General features: G+C 40.8%; 20 protein-coding genes and 1 tRNA gene. 15 read left to right on the top strand and 6 right to left on the bottom strand.

What is annotated here, in order from left to right:
• The first annotated feature begins 27 nt into the window (after positions 1 to 27).
• The gene (locus Q4533_RS18650; protein ID WP_303503773.1) at positions 28 to 3738 is read left to right on the top strand and encodes an Ig-like domain-containing protein; all 3711 of its coding nucleotides are present in this window, start codon (positions 28 to 30) and stop codon (positions 3736 to 3738) included.
• A gap of 122 nt (positions 3739 to 3860) precedes the next feature.
• Here Q4533_RS18650 and astB read toward each other — a convergent pair whose 3' ends face one another.
• A complete protein-coding gene (astB, locus tag Q4533_RS18645; RefSeq protein ID WP_303503771.1) occupies positions 3861 to 5195 on the bottom strand; it encodes an N-succinylarginine dihydrolase in 1335 nt (444 codons plus the stop codon).
• 346 nt (positions 5196 to 5541) lie between these two features.
• Here astB and topA point away from each other — a divergent pair, with 346 nt between their 5' ends.
• Complete coding sequence (gene topA, locus Q4533_RS18640) at positions 5542 to 8235, top strand: type I DNA topoisomerase (protein ID WP_303503769.1); 2694 nt, start codon at positions 5542 to 5544, stop codon at positions 8233 to 8235.
• 210 nt (positions 8236 to 8445) lie between these two features.
• Here the strand turns inward: topA and Q4533_RS18635 are convergent, their stop codons facing one another.
• Entirely contained in the window at positions 8446 to 9231 is a 786-nt protein-coding gene (locus Q4533_RS18635) for a hypothetical protein (RefSeq protein WP_303503767.1), read from the bottom strand.
• Between the two features lie 286 nt (positions 9232 to 9517).
• Here Q4533_RS18635 and cysB point away from each other — a divergent pair, with 286 nt between their 5' ends.
• Positions 9518 to 10492: an HTH-type transcriptional regulator CysB gene (gene cysB, locus Q4533_RS18630; RefSeq protein WP_102440502.1), complete on the top strand. Its 975-nt coding sequence runs from the start codon at positions 9518 to 9520 to the stop codon at positions 10490 to 10492.
• A gap of 93 nt (positions 10493 to 10585) precedes the next feature.
• Here the strand turns inward: cysB and purN are convergent, their stop codons facing one another.
• Both purN and purM read right to left on the bottom strand, forming a co-directional pair.
• A complete protein-coding gene (purN, locus tag Q4533_RS18625; protein ID WP_303503765.1) occupies positions 10586 to 11230 on the bottom strand; it encodes a phosphoribosylglycinamide formyltransferase in 645 nt (214 codons plus the stop codon).
• A complete protein-coding gene (gene purM, locus Q4533_RS18620; RefSeq protein WP_102440497.1) occupies positions 11231 to 12268 on the bottom strand; it encodes a phosphoribosylformylglycinamidine cyclo-ligase in 1038 nt (345 codons plus the stop codon).
• 241 nt (positions 12269 to 12509) lie between these two features.
• Here purM and upp point away from each other — a divergent pair, with 241 nt between their 5' ends.
• Positions 12510 to 13136: a uracil phosphoribosyltransferase gene (gene upp / locus Q4533_RS18615; RefSeq protein ID WP_076536836.1), complete on the top strand. Its 627-nt coding sequence runs from the start codon at positions 12510 to 12512 to the stop codon at positions 13134 to 13136.
• Positions 13137 to 13212: 76 nt separating this feature from the next.
• Here the strand turns inward: upp and Q4533_RS18610 are convergent, their stop codons facing one another.
• Complete coding sequence (locus tag Q4533_RS18610; protein ID WP_102476130.1) at positions 13213 to 14532, bottom strand: Na+/H+ antiporter family protein; 1320 nt, start codon at positions 14530 to 14532, stop codon at positions 13213 to 13215.
• Between the two features lie 409 nt (positions 14533 to 14941).
• Here Q4533_RS18610 and Q4533_RS18605 point away from each other — a divergent pair, with 409 nt between their 5' ends.
• Positions 14942 to 15547: a peroxiredoxin gene (locus tag Q4533_RS18605; protein ID WP_102440499.1), complete on the top strand. Its 606-nt coding sequence runs from the start codon at positions 14942 to 14944 to the stop codon at positions 15545 to 15547.
• A 123-nt stretch (positions 15548 to 15670) separates the two neighbouring features.
• Here Q4533_RS18605 and rnt read toward each other — a convergent pair whose 3' ends face one another.
• A complete protein-coding gene (rnt, locus tag Q4533_RS18600; protein ID WP_102440500.1) occupies positions 15671 to 16378 on the bottom strand; it encodes a ribonuclease T in 708 nt (235 codons plus the stop codon).
• A gap of 139 nt (positions 16379 to 16517) precedes the next feature.
• On the opposite strand from rnt, the gene Q4533_RS18595 reads away from it, so the two are divergent.
• From Q4533_RS18595 to Q4533_RS18550, 10 genes are all read left to right on the top strand, one after another.
• A complete protein-coding gene (locus Q4533_RS18595) occupies positions 16518 to 17387 on the top strand; it encodes an OmpA family protein (protein WP_102440501.1) in 870 nt (289 codons plus the stop codon).
• Between the two features lie 636 nt (positions 17388 to 18023).
• The gene (locus tag Q4533_RS18590) at positions 18024 to 20198 is read left to right on the top strand and encodes a prolyl oligopeptidase family protein (protein ID WP_303503763.1); all 2175 of its coding nucleotides are present in this window, start codon (positions 18024 to 18026) and stop codon (positions 20196 to 20198) included.
• Positions 20199 to 20477: 279 nt separating this feature from the next.
• The gene (gene ybgC / locus Q4533_RS18585; protein ID WP_102440503.1) at positions 20478 to 20879 is read left to right on the top strand and encodes a tol-pal system-associated acyl-CoA thioesterase; all 402 of its coding nucleotides are present in this window, start codon (positions 20478 to 20480) and stop codon (positions 20877 to 20879) included.
• Positions 20869 to 21558, top strand: a complete 690-nt coding sequence (gene tolQ / locus Q4533_RS18580; protein ID WP_076536823.1) for a protein TolQ — start codon at positions 20869 to 20871, stop codon at positions 21556 to 21558. Before ybgC ends, tolQ begins: the two co-directional genes overlap by 11 nt.
• Positions 21549 to 21983 carry a protein TolR gene (gene tolR, locus Q4533_RS18575; protein WP_102436497.1) on the top strand — a complete coding sequence of 145 codons (435 nt, stop codon included), beginning with the start codon at positions 21549 to 21551 and terminating at the stop codon, positions 21981 to 21983. Before tolQ ends, tolR begins: the two co-directional genes overlap by 10 nt.
• A 4-nt stretch (positions 21984 to 21987) precedes the next feature.
• A complete protein-coding gene (tolA, locus tag Q4533_RS18570; protein ID WP_102436501.1) occupies positions 21988 to 22920 on the top strand; it encodes a cell envelope integrity protein TolA in 933 nt (310 codons plus the stop codon).
• Positions 22921 to 22929: 9 nt separating this feature from the next.
• Positions 22930 to 24258 (top strand): Tol-Pal system beta propeller repeat protein TolB, encoded by a 1329-nt coding sequence (gene tolB, locus Q4533_RS18565; RefSeq protein ID WP_102476132.1) that lies wholly within the window; start codon positions 22930 to 22932, stop codon positions 24256 to 24258.
• An 18-nt stretch (positions 24259 to 24276) separates the two neighbouring features.
• Positions 24277 to 24825 (top strand): peptidoglycan-associated lipoprotein Pal, encoded by a 549-nt coding sequence (pal, locus tag Q4533_RS18560; RefSeq protein ID WP_102436493.1) that lies wholly within the window; start codon positions 24277 to 24279, stop codon positions 24823 to 24825.
• Between the two features lie 64 nt (positions 24826 to 24889).
• A complete protein-coding gene (gene ybgF / locus Q4533_RS18555) occupies positions 24890 to 25615 on the top strand; it encodes a tol-pal system protein YbgF (protein ID WP_102436491.1) in 726 nt (241 codons plus the stop codon).
• A gap of 313 nt (positions 25616 to 25928) precedes the next feature.
• Positions 25929 to 26004, top strand: a tRNA-Lys gene (locus Q4533_RS18550).
• Positions 26005 to 26050: the final 46 nt, after the last annotated feature.

Genomic DNA, 26050 nt, shown 5'->3' with positions numbered 1-26050 from the left:
AGCTTTGTTCCTGGTAGTGGAACAGCGTTGACAGATGCATCGGGTGTAGCAAGTATTAAGGTTGTTGCGGCGAATAAAGAAGGTGCAGGTAATGTCACTATAGCTATTGAGGACGAAGTACCATCAAGCATCAGCTTTTATTCGAAAGGCGATGGTGGCGTTGCTGATATTGCAAGTCTTACTGCTGTAATACTGGATTCTTCGGGAAATTCAACTACTGAAATTTCTGACACTGAACCGGGGCTTGTTGAAGTTACTTATTTAGATGTAAATGGTAATCCAGTACCAAGTGCGGTAGTTAATTTTTCATTGAATGATACCTCAATTGGTATATTTGATCCTACCAGCGCTACAGCTTTAACTGACGCAAATGGTAAGGCTTCTATAATTCTTAGAACTGCTGACGTCGAAGCTGCTGGTACTGTTAATGTATCTGTTGCAGAAGGGTTAACTACATCTATAAGCTTTAAAGCTTTAGGTGACGGGCCCGCTGTTGGAACTAATCGATTATCTATCAAATTATTTGATGTAAATGGAACAGAAATTAACCAAATTAGTAATGCTGTTGCAGGTATTGTACAGGCAACTTATTTGGATCTTGAAGGCAAGCCGCTCACTGATAAAGTCGCAACCTTTAAAACCAGCTTAGGTAATATAACGCCGAGTTTAGGCACTGCAATTACTGATACCAATGGTGTAGCTTCTATTAAGCTCACTGCTGGTGAAGAGGCTGGCGCTGGTGAAGTTCAAGTGGTTATAGGAAACGCTACAGCAAGCTTAGGATTTGAGTCATTAGGCGATGAAGTTGTCATAAAACCAATTGATGAGTACCAAATAGAGCTAACGGTCGTTGATTCTTCTGATAATATTATACGTAATATAAGCGAAAGTTCACCTGGTTCAGTTAAGGCAACTTTATTAAAACAAGGTGTTGCAGTTGCTTATGAAAGAGTAGACTTTTCGATTATCGGAGAAGGTAAAATAAACCCTTCTTCAGGTAGCGCTTTAACTGATGTTAATGGTATCGCAAGGGCCACCTTGTTAACAGATACCGTTGAAGGTGCGGGTACTCTGGAAGTTGTATTTATTCTTGAAGGAGAGCAGATTTTTGCAGATTTCAATTTCAGCGTAGCTGGTGACGCATTTGATGGCAACGGTGAGGTTAATAATCTTGATATTGCCTTAGTAGATGTTTCTGGTAACCAAACATCAACAGTAAGCCAAGCTGAACCTGCAAAAGTACAAGTATTTGTAACTGATAGAACTGGTAATCCTGTTGTCAATCAAGTGATAAGTTTCGCGAGTACCTTAGGCGATTTTTTACCTGTATCAGCAACAGCATTAAGCGATAATTCAGGTAAAGCCGAAATATTGCTAACCGCAGGTTCAATCGAAGGCGCTGCGAGTATAACGGCTTCTTTAGGTGCAAATGAAGTCTCAATTGGTTTTGAAACTGCTGGCGATGATATTGATATTGTAGCTGCAGATCCTAGTATCAGTTTTGAAATCTATGATTGTAATGATGTTGCAGCTTTTGATAAGGCTCTTAAGAATTTCGAGGTATGTACTGTAACTGATAATATTACCAATGAACGCCCGGGTATTCTTGGTGCTATCGTTACTTTAGAAGGTTCTAGTCAACCGCTTAGACAAGTTCTAATATCTGCAGGTACGACTCTTGGTGCTGTAAGCCCTGCGTCTGCAACTGCAATAACTAATGAAGATGGTAAAGCTATTCTTGACCTATATTCAGATGGTGCAGTTGGTGCTGGTGAAGTTTCTTTAAAAGTGAAACAAGTAACTTCTACCAAAGCTTTTGAAATTGGCCGAGTCGATATTGATTTAGATGTGTCCACTTATATCGGTACAGGCACAATACCGGCTGGTGGGTCTACGGTTATTGAAGTTACGGTTCTAGACTCTGTAGGGGCTATAGAAACAAGTCAACCTTTCACATTAGAGTTTTCTTCTCAATGTATGTCAGCGGGAAATGCTGTTATTGATTCTCCTGTAGTAACAAATGCTGGTAAAGGTTTTGCTACCTATAGAAGTATCAATTGTCAGGGTACAGATACAATAACGGTTTCTGCTATTACTGGTGCTTCAACAGTCACCGCAACAACCGATGTGATGATTGATGCTATAACCGTTGGTGCAATCCAATTTATTAGTGCGTCACCAACTAAACTTGCTATTAAAGGTTCTGGTGGTTTATCTGATGCTGGTGAACGCTCTGAAACATCGCAAGTTTCATTTAGGTTGTTAAATGAAATTGGTCAAGCCGCAGCAGCTAAACGGGTGTGTTTCGAGCTAAGCACTGAAGTTGGCGGGATGACATTGTCACCAGCGCCAATCGCTGATGATTTTGTTTATTGTCCAAATATGCCTAAAGTCGGCGATCCTGAGTACCCAGCAGATTTAGGAGATGCTAATAAATATGCCGTTGCTTATACTGATTCAGAAGGTAATGCGTCAGTTACTGTACGTTCAGGATATGTTGCTACACCTGTTAAGGTGTTCGCAGTTTGGCAAGATGAGAGTGACCCATCAAGTTTACCTGTTTCAAATGTATCTGATAGCCTAACGGTTACAACAGGTTTAGCTGATTACAATAGCTTCTCGTTATCAGCTTCAGTGTTAAATGTTGAAGGCTGGGATCGTGATGGTGAAACCAGTGCTGTGACTATCCGTTCAGCCGACCATTTCAATAACCCTGTACCTACTGGAACGGTAATCCATTTTAGAACTGAAGGTGGTAATGTCGGTCAAGGGGATTTAGATGGTAGCTGTACTACTGTATCTAACACAGGTACTTGTTCTGTCATTTGGACTAGTTCAAATCCCCGACCTTTTGACGATAGAGTAGTTGAGTGTCCGACTCCTTTCATTGATAGAGATGGCACAATACATGTATCTCCTCCATGTAGTGGTAATGTTTTGGATAGTTATAAAGACGGCGATAATTCTATCATCCCTGAACCAAGACCTGGTCGCTCAACGGTCACAGCCTATGCTATAGGTGAAGAAAGTTTCGTAGATCTTAACGGTAACGGTTTGTATGATACTGGAGAGACTTGGACTGATTTAACGGAAGCTTTCTTTGATGAAAACGAAGATGGCAGTTATCGTGGCGACCCGGTTCCTGCCGGTGCAATTAAAGAAGAGTATATTGACTATAATAGTAATGGTGTTTTTGATGCGGCTGATGATTTTTATACAGGCTTACTTTGCGCTTCAGGTTCAGAAGCAAGTTGTAGTCAAACTGGTATAAATAATACTCAATCACAATTAAACGTGTTTAGAAATATGACCATCGTTATGTCTGGTTCAGTTCCCTATGGTCGTTTAGTTGATATTAATGATGTTGGTGATATTACAGATGTTGCAACAATTGATATTAGTTCTGTATTTTCAGATGATGATAATGATCCTTCAACACCAGATGTTGATGATGGTTCATCAAGTAAAACAGTTTACTTGTTCCTATCCGATGTAAACAACAATACATTGGCAAGTGGAACCACGATTACGGCAACAACTGAAAACGGTGAATTATCATCTGCGACTAGTTCATATACTATTGGCAATAACACCTCAATGAGACCATTGTTATTTGCCTTTACTGTGGGCCGTGAGAGTAGCGCTAACCAGAAAACCGATGGTAACTTAACTATCACGGTGCAAACTTTATATGGTGACCCTGTAACGTATACAGTGAACGTCCATGATAATGGTTAATTGATTAGTATAAGCATTAACAAAAACCGCTCATAGAGCGGTTTTTTATCTTTGAAAGTGGTTATAACCTCAATAAAAAAGCGCCTAATCAGGCGCTTTTTTATTGTTCTTAAGTTTATGACTTATTTCTGAAATTGATAAACACTGCCAAGTTTTAATATTTGAGTCAGCTCATCTAAGGCTGTTCGTGACTCAATAATTAGCTGAGGGTCTGCTAAGTCGGCTACGACTAGACTGTCACGGTAATGCTTGTCTACCCATAGATTTAAGCGGCTAAATAAAGCGTCATTCATCAAGGTGTTTTGATTGACTGCGGAGATTTCTAATTCACTCATGGCAACACGTAAACGCAAACAAGCAGGGCCGCCGCCATTTTGCATACTTTGTTTTACATCAAAATATTTAACGTGTTTTATCGGCGTTCCTAAAGTCACAAGCTCATTTAAATAAGCATGGACTGCCGGGTTTTCTTGGCAATTTGTTGGGGCGATTATCGCCATTTCACCGTTTGGCAAGGTGATAATTTGCGTGTTAAACAAATAGCTTTTAACGGCGTCATTGATGGACACTTGCGAGGTGGCAACTTTGATAAAGTGCACTTCTGTATTCATCTTATGGCGAATTTCTTCGAATTTTGCATCAGTATTTAAAAATGCTTGTTCATGATAGAACAACACATTTTGGTTACCGACAGAAATAACATCATTATGGAAAACCCCCTGGTCAATCACATCAGGGTTTTGCTGTATGAAAACGCAGCTTTCGTCATCGATTTGATGTAACCGCGCTACCGCTTGCGATGCCTCTAATGTTTGCCTTGCTGGATATTTAGTCGGTTTAACTGCATTTGGGTTAGTCGCTTCTTGACCGTAGACAAATAACTCAACCCCAGCATGACCATAATCACCACACAAACGGGTGTGATTAGCTGCGCCTTCATCGCCAAAGCTTGCATGTTCTGGTAAATGTTGATGATGTTTAAAAAAACGTTCGTCTTTAAATGTGGCCTTTAAAATATTCGCCGTAGTTATCGGTTCTATACTACGGTGTAACTTATCTACCAAATTTGCTGGCGTAAAATGAACCTTGCCATCTCGACTGTCAGCACTGGGTGACACAGTTGCAGCATTAGCGGTCCACATAGATGAAGCACTACAGCAGGCATTGAGTAATGCAGGAGCTTGCTTGGCGGCTTGTGTTAACACTTCAGCGTCAGAGCCTGCAAAACCCATACGGCGTAGCGAATAAAGGTCTGGGCGCTCCTGCGGAGCTAATACACCTTGAATCATGCCGAGGTCGGCAAGTGCTTTTGCTTTTTGAAGCCCTTGTTTAGCGGCAGCCTTAGGGTTTGATGCTTGGGCCGCGTTACTGTATGAAGCAACGTTACCAAAAGATAGCCCTGCATAGTTGTGCGTTGGCCCGACTAGACCATCGAAGTTCGCTTCAAAGTGCTTCATTTATTTTCCTTAATAGTCATTCTTATTGTTATTTAAATAGGTTTTTTACGATTTAATTTTGTGAAATTACCGTCAGTATACTGATGATATAAGGGTTAACAAGCGGTGACTCGGGTCGCAAATATTGAAAAAGTGACTAAACATGCACAAGTTTTACTTGCTAGACCCTAAATAATGAAATATTACTTTTTATTAACGCAATATTATTTTTTCTCCTTTTTTATAATTGATTAAAAAATGGCTCGCTGGACACATATTAGAGGTATTTACTTGAAACATTCGTCTCAACACTCTATATATGGAACCAATTTATATCTGTTAGAGACTTTTTGGCGCAAATTAAACTATGGGTAAATCACTAGTTATTGTCGAATCGCCGGCCAAAGCCAAGACTATTAATAAGTACCTTGGTAAAGAATTCATCGTTAAATCGAGTGTAGGTCACATCCGTGATTTGCCTACATCATCATCGCCAGACAGCACGGTAGCGACTAAAACGCCGGCTGAAGTTAGAAAAATGGCGCCTGAAGAAAAAGCTAAATACAAACTCGCGCGGGATAAACGTGCTTTAGTTGCCCGTATGGGGATTAACCCAGAAAAAGGCTGGGCGGCTAAGTATCAAATCCTACCAGGTAAAGAAAAAGTCGTTAAAGAGCTGCAAGCATTAGCTGAAACTGCTGACCACATCTATCTCGCAACCGATTTGGATAGAGAGGGTGAGGCAATTGCATGGCATTTGCAGGAAATTATTGGTGGTGACGAATCTCGTTATCAGCGCGTTGTGTTCAACGAAATTACCAAAACAGCCATTCAAGATGCATTTAGCAAACCATCTGTACTTGATACCAACATGGTTAACGCACAACAAGCGCGTCGCTTTTTAGACCGAGTTGTGGGTTTCATGGTGTCGCCATTACTTTGGAAAAAAGTAGCTCGCGGTTTATCTGCAGGCCGTGTTCAATCGGTAGCCGTTAGACTGGTAGTTGAGCGTGAAGGTGAGATTAAGGCATTTGTCCCTGAAGAATTTTGGGATGTGCATGCTGATTTAGCAACTTCGCAAGCTCAAAAGCTAAAAATGCAAGTGGCAAAATATCAGTCGGCGGCCTTTAGTCCAATTAATGAAGCTCAAGCTCAAGTAGCGTTAGATGCGTTAAAAGATTCAAAGTTTGTGGTTACCGGTCGTGATGATAAAGCGACATCAAGTAAACCATCAGCGCCTTATATCACCTCAACATTACAACAAGCAGCGAGTACTCGTCTTGGTTTTGGTGTTAAAAAGACCATGATGATGGCGCAGCGTCTTTATGAAGCAGGGCATATTACCTATATGCGTACCGACTCGACTAATTTAAGTCAAGAAGCGGTAGATGGTGTACGGGAAATGATCGTTTCTGAGTACGGCAACGACTATTTACCAGAAAACCCAATTCGATATGGTAGTAAAGAGGGCGCTCAAGAGGCGCATGAGGCTATCAGACCGTCTAACGTTAAAATCCTATCAGCTACAATGACTGACATGGAAAGAGACGCTCAGCGCCTTTATGAGCTTATTTGGCGCCAATTCGTTGCATGTCAAATGAATCCAGCTAAATATGATGCGACTCGTTTGACTGTGACTGCAGGTGATTACGAACTTAAAGCCAGTGGTCGTACACTGCGCTTTGACGGTTGGACTAAAGTGCAACCGCCAATGGGTAAGAAGAACGAAGAAGACAAGACTTTGCCTGTGGTTAATAAAGGCGATGTGTTAGATCTAAATGAATTGTTACCTAAACAACATTTTACTAAGCCGCCTGCACGTTTTAGTGAAGCGTCATTAGTTAAAGAGCTTGAAAAGCGCGGTATCGGTCGTCCATCAACCTATGCAACGATTATTTCAACTATTCAAGACCGCGGTTATGTAAAAGTAGAAAACCGTCGATTCTTCGCTGAAAAGATGGGTGAAATTGTTAGTGACCGTTTAGTTGAAAGCTTCAGTGACATTATGAACTTTGACTTTACAGCTAGCATGGAGCAAACCCTTGATGATGTCGCTCAAGGTAAACTTGAGTGGAAAAAAGTCCTTGATGGTTTCTATGGCGATTTAACTAAGCAACTTAAACATGCAGAGTTAGATCCGGAAGAAGGCGGCATGCGTCTAAATGAGATGGTGCTGGCTGAAGACATTAAGTGTCCAACCTGTGGTCGCCCAATGGGTATTCGTACCGGCACCACCGGTGTGTTCTTAGGCTGTTCTGGTTATGCTTTACCGCCAAAAGAGCGCTGTAAAACCACCATGAACTTAACACCAGGTGAAGAAGCTGTCAGCGACAATGAAGATGCTGAAACTGATGCACTGCGTGCTAAACATCGTTGTGGTAAATGTGGCACCGCAATGGACAGTTATCTCATCGATGAAGAACGTAAATTACATGTTTGTGGTAATAACCCAACCTGTGAAGGTTACGAAATCGAAGCTGGTCAATTTAAGATTAAAGGTTATGAAGGACCAATCATTGAATGCGATAAGTGCGGCAATGATATGGAACTTAAAAATGGCCGCTTTGGTAAATACTTTGGTTGTACCAACACCGAATGTAAAAATACCCGCAAGTTACTAAAAAGCGGCGAAGCGGCGCCACCTAAAGAAGATCCTATCTTCTTACCTGATTTGAAATGTACTAAGTCTGATGCACATTTTGTATTGCGTGACGGCGCGGCAGGTATTTTCCTTGCAGCAAGTACGTTCCCTAAATCTCGTGAAACACGAGCGCCTTTGGTTGAAGAACTGGTTCATTATCGTGAGCAACTTTGGCCAAAATATCAGTACCTTGCCGATGCGCCAGTTACCGATGATGATGGTAATAAAGCCGCAGTTAAATTTAGTCGTAAAACCAAAGAGCAATATGTTGCTACTGAAGTTGACGGAAAAGCCACTGGTTGGTCATCAAAATTCATTGGTGGCAAATGGGTGAGCGAATCAACTAAGAAAAAGCCAGCTAAGAAAGCGGCGGCCAAAAAGCCAGCAGCGAAAAAAACAGTAAAGAAAAAGGAAGATTAATCTTCTTTCTCTAACAAATTAGCGATTGAAAAAAATGGGACCATAGGGTCCCATTTTTATTGCTCAATTTTCATGTTTTTTAATCATCTAAATAAACAGCTATAGGATAATTAGCATTGCTGTTTTGATTATTAGGGGGCGATTATATTTCACTCAATAAAAAAACCTCCGAAGAGGCTTTAAAATCTGTAAATTAAATAAGTTAACTCGTTACCACTTCTTTTTAGGTTGAAACAACATATCAATATCATCACCTTCATTTTTATTCGGTTTTACTGCATCTGGGATCACTTGTTTTTGCTGTGAGTTAATCTCACCGAGTAACTCCTTTGCTTCGTCAACTTTGCGGGAAATAAATGGGTCATCCGGGGTTTTCGCTTTAATCGCTTGCAGTGTGGCTAGCGCCTTCGACACCATTTGCTTAGAAGAGCCAAATTGTTTTAGCGAATTAGACGCTCTTGCTCTTGAAAGCATGGATTCAACATTGATGCGTAACTGGTAACTGTCGATACGACTTTCTGCTTCAGCAAACACCTGCGGCTCTATTTTACCTTTATTATTTTCTGCCCGAACAATGGCTTTTAATTTTTTAAGCATTTGTACTAATTCTAGAATTTGCTTGTCATTGTCAGGTAAACGAAAGTTTTCTATGGCTAAGGCTTGCATTGCATTGTTATTTAAATTGGTTATTTGCGCTTGAATATCAATTTGTCTGCGTTGGTAATCCGCCTGCTGAGGCTGATTTACTAAATAGGACACCGACACCTGTAGGGCTTCATTGATGCGTTTATATAACACCAAAATAATACTGCTAGGAAAAGAAGCTAAGCCGGTGCTGGAAAGTACTGACTCAGTTTCATCTATGATGGCTCGCTGACGTTTTAATTCCATTCGGCGTTCGGCTTCAGCACGCTCTTTTTGTTGTTGTATCAGACTGATACCAATGATGAGGAGAAAAAGTGCACCTATAAGGATCAGTACCAAAGTAAAGGTCATGTGGTTTCCATTCAATAATAAAATTGGACAGTGGCTTAACTGCCACTTTTATAAATATCTAAGCTGGTATTCTAGCTTATGAAAAAGTGTGTGTCGTAAAAAAGTCTTACATTGTGACGAAAAATTGTGGAAATAGTGACACAGTGGTCAAGATTAGCATTACAGAGCAATAACATGCAAAACTCTCAATGTTGTTATTACTGTTTGCATTAATATTTTAGATGTTCTATAACATTTAGCTATAAGGTTAAAATAATATGTGATTGGCAAGGGTGAAGGTCGTAACATGAAATTACAGCAACTAAGATATATTGCCGAAGTGGTAAAACATAATTTAAATGTCTCGGCTACCGCTGAAGACCTTTATACTTCTCAGCCGGGGATCAGCAAACAAGTACGGATGCTAGAAGATGAGTTAGGGATCCAAATCTTTGGTCGCAGTGGTAAACATCTTACACATGTGACCCCAGCAGGCCAAATGGTCATTGATATTTCTAATGACATTTTGGGTAAAGTTGAAAGCATTAAAAAAGTATCAGAAGAATATACCCAGCCTAACCAAGGCGAGCTGAATATCGCAACTACAGATACTCAGGCCCGTTACGCTTTACCGCAAGTGATTAAGCCTTTTATTAAGCGCTATCCGAAAGTTAACTTACATATGCACCAAGGTACGCCATCGCAAATTAGTGAACAAGCTGCTCGCGGTGATGCCGACTTTGCCATTGCAACTGAAGCTATGCATCTGTATTCAGACTTAATTATGTTGCCTTGTTACCATTGGAACCGTTCTGTGGTGGTGACCAAAGATCATCCGTTGGCCAATCGTAAAACATTAACCATTGAAGATTTAGCTGAATTTCCGTTAGTGACTTATGTGTTTGGCTTTGATAAAGCCTCAGAAATAGAAAAATCATTTAATAAAGCCGAACTTGAGCCCAGAGTGGTATTTAGTGCCACGAGCGCTGACGTGCTAAAAACCTATGTCAGATTAGGCCTAGGTGTGGGTGTTATTGCTTCTATGGCCATTGACCCAATTATTGATAAAGACTTGGTTGCCATTGACGCAAGTCATTTATTTGCCCACAGCACCACTAAAATAGGCTTTAGACGTGGCAGCTTTTTAAGAAGTTACATGTATGACTTTATGTATAACTTCGCCCCGCATCTCACCCGTGATGTGGTAGAAAAAGCGGTTGCGTTACGTGATCAGCAATTGATTGATGAAATGTTTGCAGGCATGACGTTACCTGTTCGCTAGTTTGAACTTGAAGGGGGCATAAGCTGTGTTCAAACAAAAAAATCTCGCGAATGCGAGATTTTTTATTTGAAGCTGATAGCAAGTTAACGTGATTTAGTCTGGTGCGTAACCATGCACGCCAATCGCTTTATCATCTAAATAGGCGATGTTATCCACCATTTTTAAACGCTGTAAGCTGAACCACTTAACGACCAGTGGGTAAATAGCATGCTCTTGTTCATGTACACGTGCTGCAAGCGTATCAACATCATCTTCTTCATAAACCGGTACTTTAGCCTGCAAAATCACAGGCCCAGCGTCAAGCTGCGGAATAACAAAGTGCACACTGGCGCCATGTTCAGCATCTTTGGCATCTATGGCTCTTTGATGGGTATTTAATCCAGTGTATTTAGGCAATAAAGAAGGATGGATGTTGATCATCTTTCCCAGATATTGGCTAACAAATTCATCAGATAAAATCCGCATAAAGCCAGCAAGTACAATTAAGTCAGGTTGATATTTCTCGATGGCTTGCTTCAGGCGTTGATCATATTGGGCTCGAGTTTCATCTTTGCGTGCAATAACGCAGCTAGTATCAATTTCACTCTGATGCGCACGGATTAATCCATAGGCATCAGGCTTGTTACTAATTACGCCGACTACCTCAGCACTGACATTGTCATCGCAACCATCAATAATGGCTTGTAAATTACTACCATTACCAGAGATGAGTACTAGAACACGACAGCAATCAGTCATCTAGTTAATCTCCACTTGCTCTTCGTCACCTTGGCGAGTAGCAATTTCACCGATTAACCAAGCGTTTTCACCTTCAGCTTGTAGCAAGGTTAATGCGGCATCAACTTGCTCTGCTGGTAAGGCGATTATCATGCCTACACCGCAGTTAAAGGTGCGGTACATTTCAAATTGTTCAATGTTGCCGTTTTCCATTAACCAATCGAAAACCACAGGCCACTGCCAAGAATCACCTTTGACAACTGCTTTGCAATCGTTTGGCAGTACACGAGGAATATTTTCCCAGAAGCCACCGCCAGTGATATGAGCCATGGCATGCACTTCTGTTTGTTCAAGCAGCTTTAAAAGCGGCTTAACATAAATTCTTGTTGGTTCTAACAGATGATCGATTAGCGGCTTACCGGCTAAATCTTGCTTAGGATCCGCTTTGCTTACTTCAAGTACTTTACGAATTAAAGAATAACCATTTGAATGAGGACCAGTAGAACCTAGTGCAATTAACGCATCGCCAGATTTTACTTTAGTACCATCGATAAGGTTTTCTTTTTCAGCAACACCTACACAAAAGCCTGCTAAGTCGTAATCTTCACCTTCGTACATACCTGGCATTTCAGCAGTTTCACCACCGATTAATGCACAACCAGACTGAAAACAGCCTTCTGCAATGCCATTAACAACTGAAGTTGCTGTTTCGACATCAAGCTTGCCTGTTGCGTAGTAATCAAGGAAGAATAAAGGCTCTGCACCAGATACGATTAGGTCATTAACACACATAGCAACTAAATCAACACCGACAGTGTCATGCTTTTTGTAATCAATGGCTAAACGCAGTTTTGTACCAACACCGTCAGTACCAGAAACTAATACAGGGTGTTTATATTTAGTTGGTAGCTCGCATAGCGCGCCAAAACCACCTAAATTGCCCATAACTTCAGGACGATGAGTGCGTTTTACTGCAGTTTTAATGTTATCTACTAATGCATTACCAGCATCGATATCAACGCCAGCGTCTTTGTAACTAAGTGGTGTAGGAGTAGTCACGGAGGATCCTCTAGGGTACATCGTTTTATGGGATTTTATGCGGCGATATTCTAACAGCTTGTGATCGTCGTCGAAAGCCATCATTTGGATTTATGCGCCCATGAAAACAGTTTTCTGTAATAGTTTTATTGTTTTAGCGTGAGATTGTTTGCAAATATGAAACTTTATGTTTTCTAATGAGGATAAATAAACTAAGATTTGAAGAATTTGCGAAAAATATCTCATCAATAGGAGTGCAAAAATGAAAGTCGTTGAAGTTAAACACCCGCTAATCCGCCATAAAGTGGGTTTAATGCGTGAAGCTGATATTAGTACTAAAAGATTTCGTGAGCTTGCTACTGAAGTCGGTAGTTTATTAACTTATGAAGCCACTTCTGATTTTGAAACTGAAAAAGTAACCATCCCTGGCTGGAACGGCCCTGTTGAAATTGAGCAAATAAAAGGTAAAAAGGTGACAGTGGTACCTATTCTGCGTGCTGGTCTTGGCATGATGGATGGTGTCTTAGAGCATATGCCTAGCGCTAAAATTTCAGTTGTGGGTATTTACCGTGATGAAGAAACACTCGAGCCAGTGCCATATTTTGACAAGTTAGTCAGTAATGTTGATGAGCGTGTTGCCATTGTGGTTGACCCAATGCTTGCTACTGGTGGCTCAATGATTGCGACTATCGATTTACTAAAAAGCCGTGGCTGTGTGTCTATTAAAGCATTAGTGCTTGTTGCGGCCCCTGAAGGTATTAAAGCACTAGAAGCTGCCCATCCTGATATTGAATTATACACTGCCGCTATTGATGACTGCCTAAATGAGCAAGGTTATATTTTACCTGGTTTAGGTGATGCTGGTGATAAGATATTTGGTACTAAGTAACTAACCTCTGTTACTAACATTGTTAAGCAATAAAAAGGGAGCCAATTGGCTCCCTTTTTATTGCTTATTTTATTAACTACAAAACCATCGCAGCAATCCAACCAAATGCGATTAACGGAATGTTGTAATGAATAAAGGTTGGGATAACACTGTCACGAATATGATCGTGCTGGCCATCAGCATTCAAGCCTGCTGTTGGGCCTAAGGTTGAGTCCGATGCAGGAGAGCCCGCATCACCTAATGCAGCGGCTGTGCCCACCAAGGCGATTGTAGCCGCCACTGAAAAGCCAAATGTCATTGCTAATGGAACATAAATCGTAGCAATAATTGGGATGGTAGAGAAAGAAGAGCCAATCCCCATGGTAATTAATAAGCCGACAACAAGCATCAATAGTGCGGCAAGCGCTTTATTATCGCCAATGATGTCGCCTAATGAAGTCACTAGGGTGCTGACTTCACCTGTTGATTTTACCACAGCAGCAAAACCTGCAGCTGCAATCATGATGAAGCCGATATTGGCCATCATTAGCACGCCTTGGTTAAACATATCTTGCCTCACATCCGCTTTGATAATGCCTGAGAAGCGGAAAATGAGAAAGCCCGTCAAGGCGCCAAAAATCATTGAATCAGTTTGTAGCTGCACCACTAAGGTTGCAAAAATGGCGAACAAAGAAATAACGATAGTTTTTTTGTTGATACTCACTGTTTTTTCAGTGGACTCGACATCTTTAATTTCATACTGACGTGGTTTACGGTAAGTGATAAATACCGCTATTAATAAGCCAGTGATCATTCCAAGAGCGGGTAGCATCATTGCCATTGGAATTTGCTCTTTAACAGCGCCAAGGCCGTTATTGTTTAAATTAGCTAACAAGATGTCATTTAAGAAAATACCACCAAAACCAATGGGTAAAATCATGTAGGTGGTTACTAAGCCAAAAGTGATGATACAAGCCACTAAGCGGCGATCAATGTTGAGCTTACTTAATACATGTAATAGTGGCGGAATTAAAATGGGAATAAAGGCGATATGAATAGGCAAAATATTTTGCGAGCTAATGGCCATGATTAATATTGACGCTAAGATCAACCAACGAACCACTAAGGTATTGGTGCTGTTTGGTTCTTTTCCCACTTTTTTAATGATGTTGTGGGAAATGAGCGTGGTTAAACCTGAGTGTGATAGCGCAGCAGCAAAGGCACCTAAAAGTGCATAACTTAACGCAATTTGCGCTCCGCCACCGAGACCATTATTAAAAGCTGTGATGGTTTGATGTATATCTAATCCACCAAATAGGCCAGCCGCGAGGGCACTAATGGTGAGCGCGATGACAACATTCACACGCATAAGACTTAATGCGAGCATTAAGGTGACAGCAATTACGACGGCATTCATATTAATTAATTCTTATTGAGTTGTGTTTTAGATAATTATTCTGAGCTTATTCTTATCTGTATAGGTATACATGTCCAGTTTATCTCTAACGAGTTTAAATGTTTTGCCTGCTTGTGATTGGGGTTTATGATTCTTGTAACAAGGCTTGTGAGGATGTTATTTTTATTCTTCATGTCACAGAATCTTTTTAATATGGAGCATTTATCAGCAGCTGAAATATTTTTCAGCATAAAGGGCTTATCTCTTTTATCAATAACGGGTAAGGTATAGCTCAAATATGAGAACAATATATCTATTTAGGTATGCATTAATGCGAGCTATCTCGCATATTGCTGCAGTTCGGGTATAATGCCATCCAGATTAACAGGCATTGTTTTAAATTTTTTCAATCCATAGATGGAGATATAAAATGAGCGTATTAGTAGGCCGTCCGGCCCCAGATTTTACTGCCGCTGCGGTTCTTGGTACTGGTGAAATCGTTGATAGCTTCAACCTAGCGACTGCTATTAAAGGTAAGCAAGCTGTTGTTTTCTTTTACCCACTTGATTTCACTTTCGTGTGTCCTTCTGAGTTGATCGCATTTGATCACCGTATTGAAGAATTCACTAAACGCGGTGTTGAAGTTATTGGTGTTTCAATTGACTCTCAGTTCTCACACAACGCTTGGAGAAATACTTCAGTAGATAAAGGCGGTATTGGTGAAGTTAACTACACGTTAGTTGCTGACGTTAAACACGAAATCTGTAAAGCTTACGATGTTGAGCATCCAGAAGCTGGTGTTGCTTTCCGTGCGTCTTTCTTAATCGACAAAGAAGGTCAAGTACGCCATCAAGTTGTTAACGATCTACCACTAGGTCGTAACGTTGATGAAATGCTACGTATGATCGATGCATTACAATTCCACGAAGAGCACGGTGAAGTTTGTCCTGCTGGTTGGGAAAAAGGCGACAAGGGTATGACTGCAACCACTGAAGGTGTTGCTTCTTACTTAAAAGATAATTCTGACCAGCTTTAAGTTATTAGCTAGTTAGATCTAAAAAAGCTGCCAATGGCAGCTTTTTTGTTATTGGGACTTAATTAGTCCACAGTTTCTCTTTTTTAAAGCTGTTATATTTTTGCAAACAGCTAACATGCATGACTACTGAGCTGTAGGTGTTATCGCAGTCACAGCACTGGTATCAAGCTCTGCAGAAGAATCTTCAGTGTCTTCTGCAACTGGCATAGGCCAGCCACCTAACGCTTTCCATCGATTGACGATATAGCAAAAAAGTTCAGCAGTACGTTCAGTATCATATAAGGCGGAATGCGCTTCTTTATTATCAAAATCAATGCCGGCCATTTTACAGGCTTTGGCTAATACCGTATGACCAATAGCAAGACCTGCAAGAGTTGCGGTGTCAAAGGTCGCAAAAGGGTGGAATGGCGACCGTTTTAAATCATTTCGCTCAATGGCTTTATTTACAAAGCCAATATCAAATGCTGCATTATGGGCAACGATAATACAGCGATGACAGTCAGCAGCTTTTTGCGCTTTTTTAACCATCTTGAATATTTCTAGAAATGCTTGTTTTTCGTCAATAGCACCACGTAATGGATTGGTTGGATCAATCCCATTAAATGCTAAGGCTTCTGGTTCAAGATTGGCACCTTCAAAAGGCTCGATATGAAAGTGAATGGTTTTATCCAATTCGATTACGCCATCATCATTCATTTTAAGGGTGGTGACAGCTATTTCTAGCAACGCATCAGTTGCAGCATTAAATCCCGCAGTCTCGACATCGATAACTACAGGGAAGTAACCTCTAAAGCGGTGTTTGAATTTGTTTGCGTCGCAGATATCGCTCATTAAAAACCTCATTCTTCATTCTGGCGGCTATTATGCTAAAAGTGCGCCTCGGTGTCATGTTTGATCGGCGAATAATTCTGCTAAAGGAAAATTAAATACTGCCGATAAAAAATATGTGATCAGCAATCGGGATGTTTTTATGTGGCGTAAATTACTTTTAGTAAGCAGTTTTTGTTTTGTATCTTCAGCACAAGCTGATTTACAACAATATGTTGCGTCTCTTGATGACTCTATGTGGCGCCTAAGCGAAAATAGCCCGATAGAGTGTCGGCTTGAACATGACATCCCTGCATACGGCAAAGCTATTTTCACTAGTCGTGCTGGTAAAGACTTAAATTTGAACTTTAGTCTTGATATGTGGAATAAACCCGATCAAATCACCGAGGCGCAACTGATAAGTAAAGCGCCCCAATGGCGCCCAGGCGTTAATGCAAAAGAGATCACCACCTTAACTTACCATAAGCAGTTTAACGGTGAAGTGCCACGTAAAGCAGCTTGGTCGATGCTGACTGAATTAAGTAAAGGCATGCAGCCGACTTTTTATTATGCTGATTGGTATAACCGCACTGATAAAGTCGCGGTAGGGTTATCAGCAGCTAATTTTGGTGGTGAATATCGTCAATTCCGTTCTTGTTTGGCTACGCTATTACCTTATAGTTTTGACGATATCGCATTTACTGTACTTAACTATGAAGCAGGCGGCACCGCATTAACCCGTTTCTCTAAGCTTCAATTAAACCGAGTGCAGGAATACTTATCTTATGACTCTGATGTTGAGCTAGTGTTTGTTGACGCTTATACCGATAGTTATGGTGGGCGTTCGGTTAACCAAAGGGTATCGGATAGACGGGCCGATTCTGTGGCTGATTTATTAGTTGCCAGTGGCATTGAGCAAAGCAGAATCCATAAAACCGGTCACGGTGAAAGACGCCATGTTGCATCGAATCAACTCTCTGAAGAAAGAGATCGTAACCGTCGAGTAGTGATTAAAATTTCTAAAACGATTTAACCTACAGATGATAAATTTTCTAATTGACTTAGTCGGGTGATTAGGCCTTTTTTGTCTCTACTATTTCTGTATTATTCTCGAAAAATAGGCAAAAAAATACCCGCTTAAAGTAAGCGGGCAAACAATTTGTATTCACAAATTCAAGGAAGGAAGTCAAGCATAAGAACCAGGGATAAGTTGAGGTATTGGATACATCAACTAGAAGTTCTTGGTTTTCTATAACTCAGTAAGCTATGTCAACTTAATAAGCTATGTCCTGAAAACAAGGCGTATATTAGAGACTTTGCTCTAAGCTGACAAACTAGAAAAATTTCGACTTCGCATTAAAAAAACTAATGTGACTTTAGGTTGAGCTTTAGCGTTTAAGCACCCATTTATGAAGTAATAGCGCTATAAGTAAATGAATAATCATCTGGCGTGCATATTTAGTCGAAAGTGTGCGGTATTGGATGATAATCAATTGTTAAGTTATTCAATTAAAGTACCTGGCTAATTATTTTTATTCGAAATTATCTTGTGATAAGCCTATGAAATAGTCTTGTAATCCCTAAATAAATACAGATTTTCGCAATAATTATATTTTGAGGTATATTACTTTCAGGCATGAAGCCACAATGCAAAAGAAGGTTGCTTAAAATGATAATAAAAATGCCCTTATTACAGGGTTCACTACTCTCCATTGTCCTTGGAACTGCACTTACTGCTTGTCAACACGCACCAGACTCTACGGTAGAACAAGTCACAAGTACCACTAAATATTCTTATCCAAATACAGTCGAACAAGATTTGGTTGAAACACTACACGGTGTGAGTGTTGCCGATCCTTTCAGACATTTAGAGCAAAATACACCAGAAACTGAACAGTGGGTTAAACAACAACAAGATTTTGGTAGCCAGTATTTAAATAACATTAACAACAAGCAAGCTGTGGTTGATCGCATTACAGCATTATGGAATTTTGAGAAAGTGTCAGCGCCATTTGAAAATGGCTCAAATACTTTTTTCTATCAAAATGACGGGTTGCAGTCACAGTCTGTGTTGTATGTAACTGATAAAGCTGGCAATACCAAAGAATTACTTAACCCCAATACACTTTCTGAAAACGGTACCGTTGCGCTATCTGGTGTTTCGGTCAGTAATGACGGTAAAACACTGGCCTACGGCGTTTCAAAATCTGGATCTGACTGGCAGCAGTGGCAGTTCATTGATATTGCCTCAGGCGCAGCGCTGGCCGATAAACTGCAGTGGATTAAGTTTTCAACCGCCACGTGGGACGCCAATAACCAAGGTGTTTATTATTCTCGCTATGATGCACCAGCCGGTGGCGATGCACTTGCTGATGTCAATTTTAATCAAAAAGTGTATTACCACAAAATTGGTACCCAGCAAGCTGAAGATATACTTATTTATGAGCGCCCACAAAACAAAGATTGGGGCTTTGGGGCTGAAATAACCGAAAAGGGCGACTACTTATTAATAACTGTCTCTCAAGGCACTGATAGCCGCAATCGGTTCTTCTATAAGTCACTGCAATCTGCTGATGCTGAAGTGGTTGAGTTAATCACCGATTTAGAAGCTCAATATGTTTTCCTTGGTAATGATGAAGAGCATTTCTATTTTAAGACAGATTTAGATGCGCCAAATGGAAAAGTTATTGAGATAAATATTAATCGTCCAGAAAAAGCCCATTGGCAAACCATTATCCCTGAGTCTAGCGATCCCATTAACGATATTGCGATTGTCCATGATCATTTTGTAGTGAGTTACCTACATGATGTATTAGGTAAAGTATCGATATACGGTTTAAATGGCACCAAAAGGCAAGATGTTGCGCTTCCAGGTAAAGGCCGTGTTTTAGGACCATACGGAAAACGCAGTAAAGATTATTTCTATTTTGCCTTCAATAGCTATGTGCAACCGCAAACGATTTATAAATTTGATTTTAGAAGCGGTGAAACCAGTTTATATAATCAGCCTAAAGTTTCGTTTAATCCCGATGACTACGTTTCTGAGCAAGTGTTTTATACCAGTAAAGATGGCACCCGTATTCCAATGATGGTGTCTTATAAAAAAGGGGTAACCCTTAATGGCAACAACCCAACACTGCTCTATGCCTATGGTGGCTTTTCGATTTCGATGACACCACGTTTTAGCCCTGCAAATATTGCTTGGCTCGATATGGGCGGAATATATGCCGTTCCCAATATCCGCGGCGGGGCAGAATATGGCGAAAGTTGGCATCAAGCAGGCATGTTCGATAAAAAGCAGAATGTGTTTGATGACTATTATGCTGCTGCGGAATACCTGATTGATAATGGTTACACCAACAAATCAAAGTTAGGCGCTTATGGTCGCAGTAATGGTGGTTTATTGATGGGCGCGGTATTAACACAGCGACCTGATTTATTTGCCGCAGTACTGCCAGCGGTCGGTGTGCTAGATATGCTACGGTTTCAGAAGTTCACCATAGGTTGGGCCTGGGTCAGTGAATATGGCAGCGCGGATGTGGCTGAGCAATTGCCTGCATTATTAGCTTACTCTCCGTATCATAATGTCAAACCTGGGAATTATCCTGCCACTATGGTGATGACAGCAGATCATGATGACCGCGTTGTGCCACTGCATAGCTTTAAATTTGCAGCTATGATGCAAAAACATCAACAAGCAAACAAGCCGGTGATTATGCGTATTGAGTCCAATGCTGGTCATGGCTCTGGTAAACCTACTGCCATGAAAATTGATGAAGCTGCAGATATATACAGTTTCTTGTGGCACAGTTTTGGTTTAGCCATTCCCGCTAAAATTCATTAGTGATAATTTATGTTGAGATTACTATCTTGAAAGGCCTAGATTTACAGCCTATTCGTGATGTTAATCTCAATTTTTATGTTACCTAAATGTAACTGCAAAAGGCGCTAACATTAAACTTTATTCATTTGCCGCTAATATCTCTGCAAAAGCCATATTTTAATGCCAAATTAAGTCTTAAACCCTAAAATAATCCCCGTTTTGCTAGGTCGCTTTGTTCACAAGCGTGGTGGTACTCGGTATAGTAAGCCATCTTTTATTACGCAAAATTCACAATCGCTAATTATGTTTACATGGCCTATTTCTATTTATTATGAAGACACCGATGCTGGTGGTGTTGTTTATCATTCGAATTATTTAAACTTTTTCGAACGTGCTCGCACAGAGTGGTTAAAAGCTATGGGAATAAAGCAAACTGAATTGTTAGCTAATGACATTGCTTTTGTGGTGAAACATGCTGAGCTAGACTTTAAAGTTGCAGCAAGATTCGAGCAGAACTTAATTGTTGAATCTGAGCTGACAGAATTAAAAAAAGCTTCGCTGATATTTAAACAGCGATTGCTAGATGATAATGGTGTTAGCTATTGTGAAGCCACTATTGTTGTCGCTTGTATTGCTTTATCTCGAATGAGACCTAGGGCTATTCCATCCAATATTGTGCAGGAGTTTAATCGTGCAAGCTGAAATTTCTTTTATCGGTCTTTTTTTAGAGGCAAGTCTTCTCGTTAAGTTAGTGATGCTAACCTTATTATGTTTATCTATTGCCTCGTGGGCGGTAATCATTCAGCGCCGTAAATTGCTCAATTCAGCCCGCGCTAAATCAATAAAATTTGAAGATACTTTTTGGTCTGGTGTGGATTTGAATAAACTTTACAAAGAGTTGTCAATTCGTGGTGAATCATTGACAGGCCTTGAAGCATTATTTGTCGCAGGCTTTAAAGAGTACTCTCGCTTGAGTTCAGCAAACAGTAAGTCTCCTGAAGCTGTTATGGACGGCACATCAAGGGCTATGCGAGTCAGTTTATCCCGTGAAGTTGAAAAACTTGATACTCATTTACCTTTATTAGCCACAATCGGTTCAACCAGCCCTTATATCGGCCTGTTCGGTACAGTATGGGGCATTATGAATTCATTTATTGCATTGGGCACAGTAGAAAATGCCACTTTAACTATGGTAGCGCCGGGTATTGCTGAAGCTTTGATCGCGACAGCTATGGGGTTATTTGCTGCTATTCCAGCTGTTATTGCCTATAACCGTTTCTCGACACAAGTAGAAAAACTTGAAATGGCCCACGTTAACTTTATGGAAGAATTTTCTAACATATTACAACGCCAAGCCTACAGCGAGAAGGAATCGGTGTAATGTATCAACGCAAGCGCCGCCGTCCAGTTGCCGAAATTAATGTTGTACCCTATATCGACGTAATGTTGGTGCTGCTTATTATTTTTATGGTGACAGCGCCAATTGTTTCACAAGGCGTAAAGGTGGAACTACCTCAAGGTAAAGCTGAACCATTATCGGCAGAAAGCAAACCGCCTATCGTTGCCTCAATTGATGAGTTTGGTGAATACTTTCTGAATGTGGGCAGCGGATCAAATAACGATCCACTCTCATTGGATGAAATTTCAGTGCAAGTGGGTGCAATGATCCAGCTTGAGCCAGAAAGACCTGTAGTTGTAAAAGCCGATCGTCGCATAGCATATGAAAACGTGATTCAACTCATGGTCAGCTTACAAGGTGCGGGTGTGCCTGCGGTGGGCTTAATGACTGATTCGCCTGAGGAGTAGTTTGGTGGCTGTTAAATCTGAATTAACTTTACCCGTTGTTATTTCTGCCGGCATTCATATTGGGGTAATCGTGGTGCTTGCTTTAGGCATTAGTTTTGAAGATAAACCTAAACATTTACCACAAACTCAATCTGAACCCATCGTTCAGGCCGTTGTGGTTGATCAGCAGCGTATTAATGACCATGCTGAAAAACTTAAACAACAACGAAGCGATGCCGAGCGAAAAGAAAAACAACGTCAAGCTGAAATCGATAGGCAAGCGCGCAAAGCTAGAGAAGAAGTGCGAAAAGAACAAGAACGTATTAAGCAGCTTGAAATTCAACGTAAGCAAAAAGAGCAAGAAACCATAAAAGCCAATAATGCCGCTAAGGCTGCGCAGCAAAAAGAAGCTGCAGAAAAAGCCAAAGCAGAAAAGGCCGCTGAACTTCGTAAACAGCAAGAAGCGCAGCGTATAGCTGCAGAGAAAAAAGCTGAAGAAAAGCGCCAGCGTGAAGAAGCTGCAGCTGCTAAAAAGCGTGAAGAAGACAGAAAACGTAAAGAAGAAGCTGAACGTAAACGTAAAGCCGAAGAGGCTGAGCGTGCTCGCCAGGAAAAAGAAATGGCAGATGCAATGGCTGCTGAGCAAGTTGCTTTATCTGCAACCCGTAATAAACAGGTTGTATCTGAGGTAAACAAGTATACCGCGATGATTAAATCAACTATCCAACGTAATTTGGTTGTTGATGAGTCAATGCGTGGTAAAAGTTGCCGCGTGTTAATTCGATTAGCGCCAGATGGCTTTGTTACCGCGAGTCAAACATTAAGTGGCGATCAAGTTGTTTGTCGTGCAGCGAAAGCTGCGATAAATAAAGCAGGGCGGTTACCGGTTTCTTCTGAAGCTGATGTGTATAACAAAATGAAAGAAATTAATTTAACCGTATCACCGGAATTTAATTAAAGGGGTCACATGAAGATTTTGGCAAAATGGTTAACACTATTTGTAGTTCTTGTAAGTAGCAGTGCGAATGCCGCATTAGATATCGTTATTACTGAAGGTGTTGATGCTGCAAGACCTATCGCGGTTATGCCGTTTGTATGGCAAGGTACAGGGCCAGCACCTGAGCGTATCAGTGATGTGGTGACCAGTGACTTAGCTCGCAGTGGCACATTTAGTCCGCTTGATGCGCGCAGTTTACCGCAAGCAAATATCAGCACTGTGAAAGAATTTACCTCTCAAGTGTGGAATTCAACGGCATCTGAAGCGTTATTAGTGGGCTCAATTAAGCCTTATGGCAATAATCAATATTTGGTGAGTTTTGATCTGATTGATTTAGTCAAAGCCCAGCTACAAACTGATAAAGGCCCAATGAAAAACAGTGAACTACTGCTTGAGAGCCGTGAAACTGTTATCAGTGAAGCACAGTTTAGACAATATGGTCACCGCATTAGTGACATTGTTTATGAAAAACTAACCGGTATTCGTGGGGCGTTTTTAAGTCGAGTCGCTTATGTTGTCGTTAAACAAGGTGAAAAATCTCCTTACCATTTGATGATTGCCGACTATGATGGTTATAACGAGCAAATGTTACTTCGCTCGCCAGAGCCGTTAATGTCACCAAGTTGGTCACCAGATGGCAGACGTTTAGCTTATGTGAGCTTTGAAAACCGTAAAGCGGAAATCTTTGTGCAAGATATTTATACCCAAGAGCGTACTAAAGTCAGTTCTCATCAGGGTATTAATGGCGCACCGAGTTTCTCACCAGATGGTAAAAAGCTTGCTGTGACACTATCTAAGGATGGTCAGCCTGAAATTTACGTAATCGATATTGCCAGTAAAGCGATAAAGCGCATTACTAATCATTATGCTATCGATACTGAAGCATCGTGGATGCCAGATGGAGAGTCACTTATTTTTACCTCTGAGCGCGGCGGAAAACCGCAAATTTACCAAGTGAAACTCAGCACAGGTAAAATTTCACGTATGACCTTTGAAGGCGAGTGGAACTTAGGTGGCACGATCACTCCAGATGGTCGCAGTATGATTTTTGTAAACCGTACTAACGGAAAATACAATATTGCACGAATGGACTTGCAAACCCGTTTTATGCAAGTGCTGACATCAACGACCCTTGACGAGTCGCCAAGTATTGCACCAAATGGCACCATGGTTATTTATGGTACTACACACCAAGGCAAGCAAGTGCTCGCTGCGGTGTCTATGGATGGACGATTTAAAGCAAGATTACCCGCAGGTCAAGGTGAAGTTAAATCACCAGCCTGGTCACCATTTTTATAATATTAATAAGGATTTCCAATGAATCTGAATAAGTTGTTTAAAGCTATGTTAGTTGTTGTACCTGTTATGGCATTAGGTGCATGTAGCACAACTTCAGAATCTGAAACCGATGCAAGTGGTTCTACAAGTGGCTCAACCACAACTACTGGCGGTGAATACGGTTCTGGTGGTGTTGAAACAGGAGGCGTTGCACCAATCTTAACGCCTGAAGAGCAACAACGCGTAGAGCAAGAAGAATTACGCGCTCAAAATATCATTTATTTTGATTTTGACCGCAGTGAAGTACAAAGCGAAAACGCTGCCATTATTCAAGCTCATGGCAATTACTTAGTTGAGCATCCAAATGTTCGTGTATTAATTGAAGGTCATGCTGATGAGCGTGGTACACCTGAATACAATATTGCTTTAGGTGAAAGACGCGCTAAAGCTATTGCGAAATACCTTCAAAGTATGGGTGTACAACCAAGTCAAATGAGTGTTGTTAGTTATGGTGAAGAAAAGCCATTAGATTTCTCTCGAAGCGAGAGTGGTTTTGCTAAAAACCGTCGTGGTGTTTTAGTTTACTAATCATCGCGGTTGAACTTTCGTAATAGGAAGGCCAGCACTTGTTGGCCAGTTTAGGAGTTTATTGATGAAACATGCTGTTTTATTTGCTGCAATGTTTTTTGCTGCTGGTGCCACTGCTGCGCCAGCGCCGGTGCAAGATCTTGCTGGTGGTTCAAATGACGATCGTATATCTCGTCTCGAGCGTATCATTAAAGCAAAACAACAAACGGAATTTGAAGCGCAGCAGCGTTTAGATACTTTGCAACGTGAAGTGTTAGATTTGCGAGGCATTACTGAGCAGCAAGACTATCAAATTAGTCAAATGTTACAGCGTCAACGTCAGTTGTATGAAGAAATTGCTAATTTATCAGCTAGTGCCGCGGCGACTACGGTTACCGTTGCTGAAAATAATGCCGCTTCAGCAGGCCCATCTAGCTTAGGTGAAACTGCAAGTTACGAGCAAGCGGTGAATTTAGTGCTTAAAGAGCGTAAGTACGATGAGGCTATTCCTGCTTTTAGTGATTTTATTAAGCAATACCCTGATTCCACTTATGCAGCAAATGCAAATTATTGGTTAGGGCAACTGTTGTTTAATAAAGGTACCTTTACTGAAGCGAAGCAAGCTTTTGATGCAGTGGTCACTAAATATCCTAATTCTAATAAGCGTGGTGATAGTTTAGTTAAGTTAGGCATGATTGCTGAAAAAGAAGGTGATAAAGCTACCGCAACTGCTTTTTACAATCGAGTGCTTAAAGAATACACAAATAGTGCATCGGCACGTTTAGCACAGCAACAATTGTCTGCGTTGTAACCCTAATTTAACCTAAAAACAGCCTCTTAGTTTGTTTTTAGTGCAAACGGCAAAAAAACGCTAAATTGCGCTTGCATGAGCAAATGAAAAAGGTATTATAGGCGCCCTCAGAACGGAGCGACGTTCTGGGGTCATTTGAATGAGTTAGATTAACTTATTTTGATGGCAGATTGATTGAATACTATTTATAGGCTTCAATTATTCTGAAAGCTTTAAGATGGGGCGTTAGCTCAGTTGTTTGTGCTCTTGTTAACAAGAACAGGCAGTTGGCTTTTGTTCCAATTAGTACAATTAGTATTAATAAAACCCAGATGGGCCGTTAGCTCAGTTGGTAGAGCAGTTGGCTTTTAACCAATTGGTCGAAGGTTCGAATCCTTCACGGCCCACCACTTTTCTGAAAGTGAGATTGCCTGTTAGGCTTTAATTCAGACGTAA

Source organism: Shewanella sp. 6_MG-2023 (assembly GCF_030547195.1).
Classification (GTDB): Bacteria; Pseudomonadota; Gammaproteobacteria; order Enterobacterales; family Shewanellaceae; genus Shewanella.
Note: the sequence above shows the minus strand (reverse complement) of the source record. Positions and strands in the feature narration are given on the sequence as shown.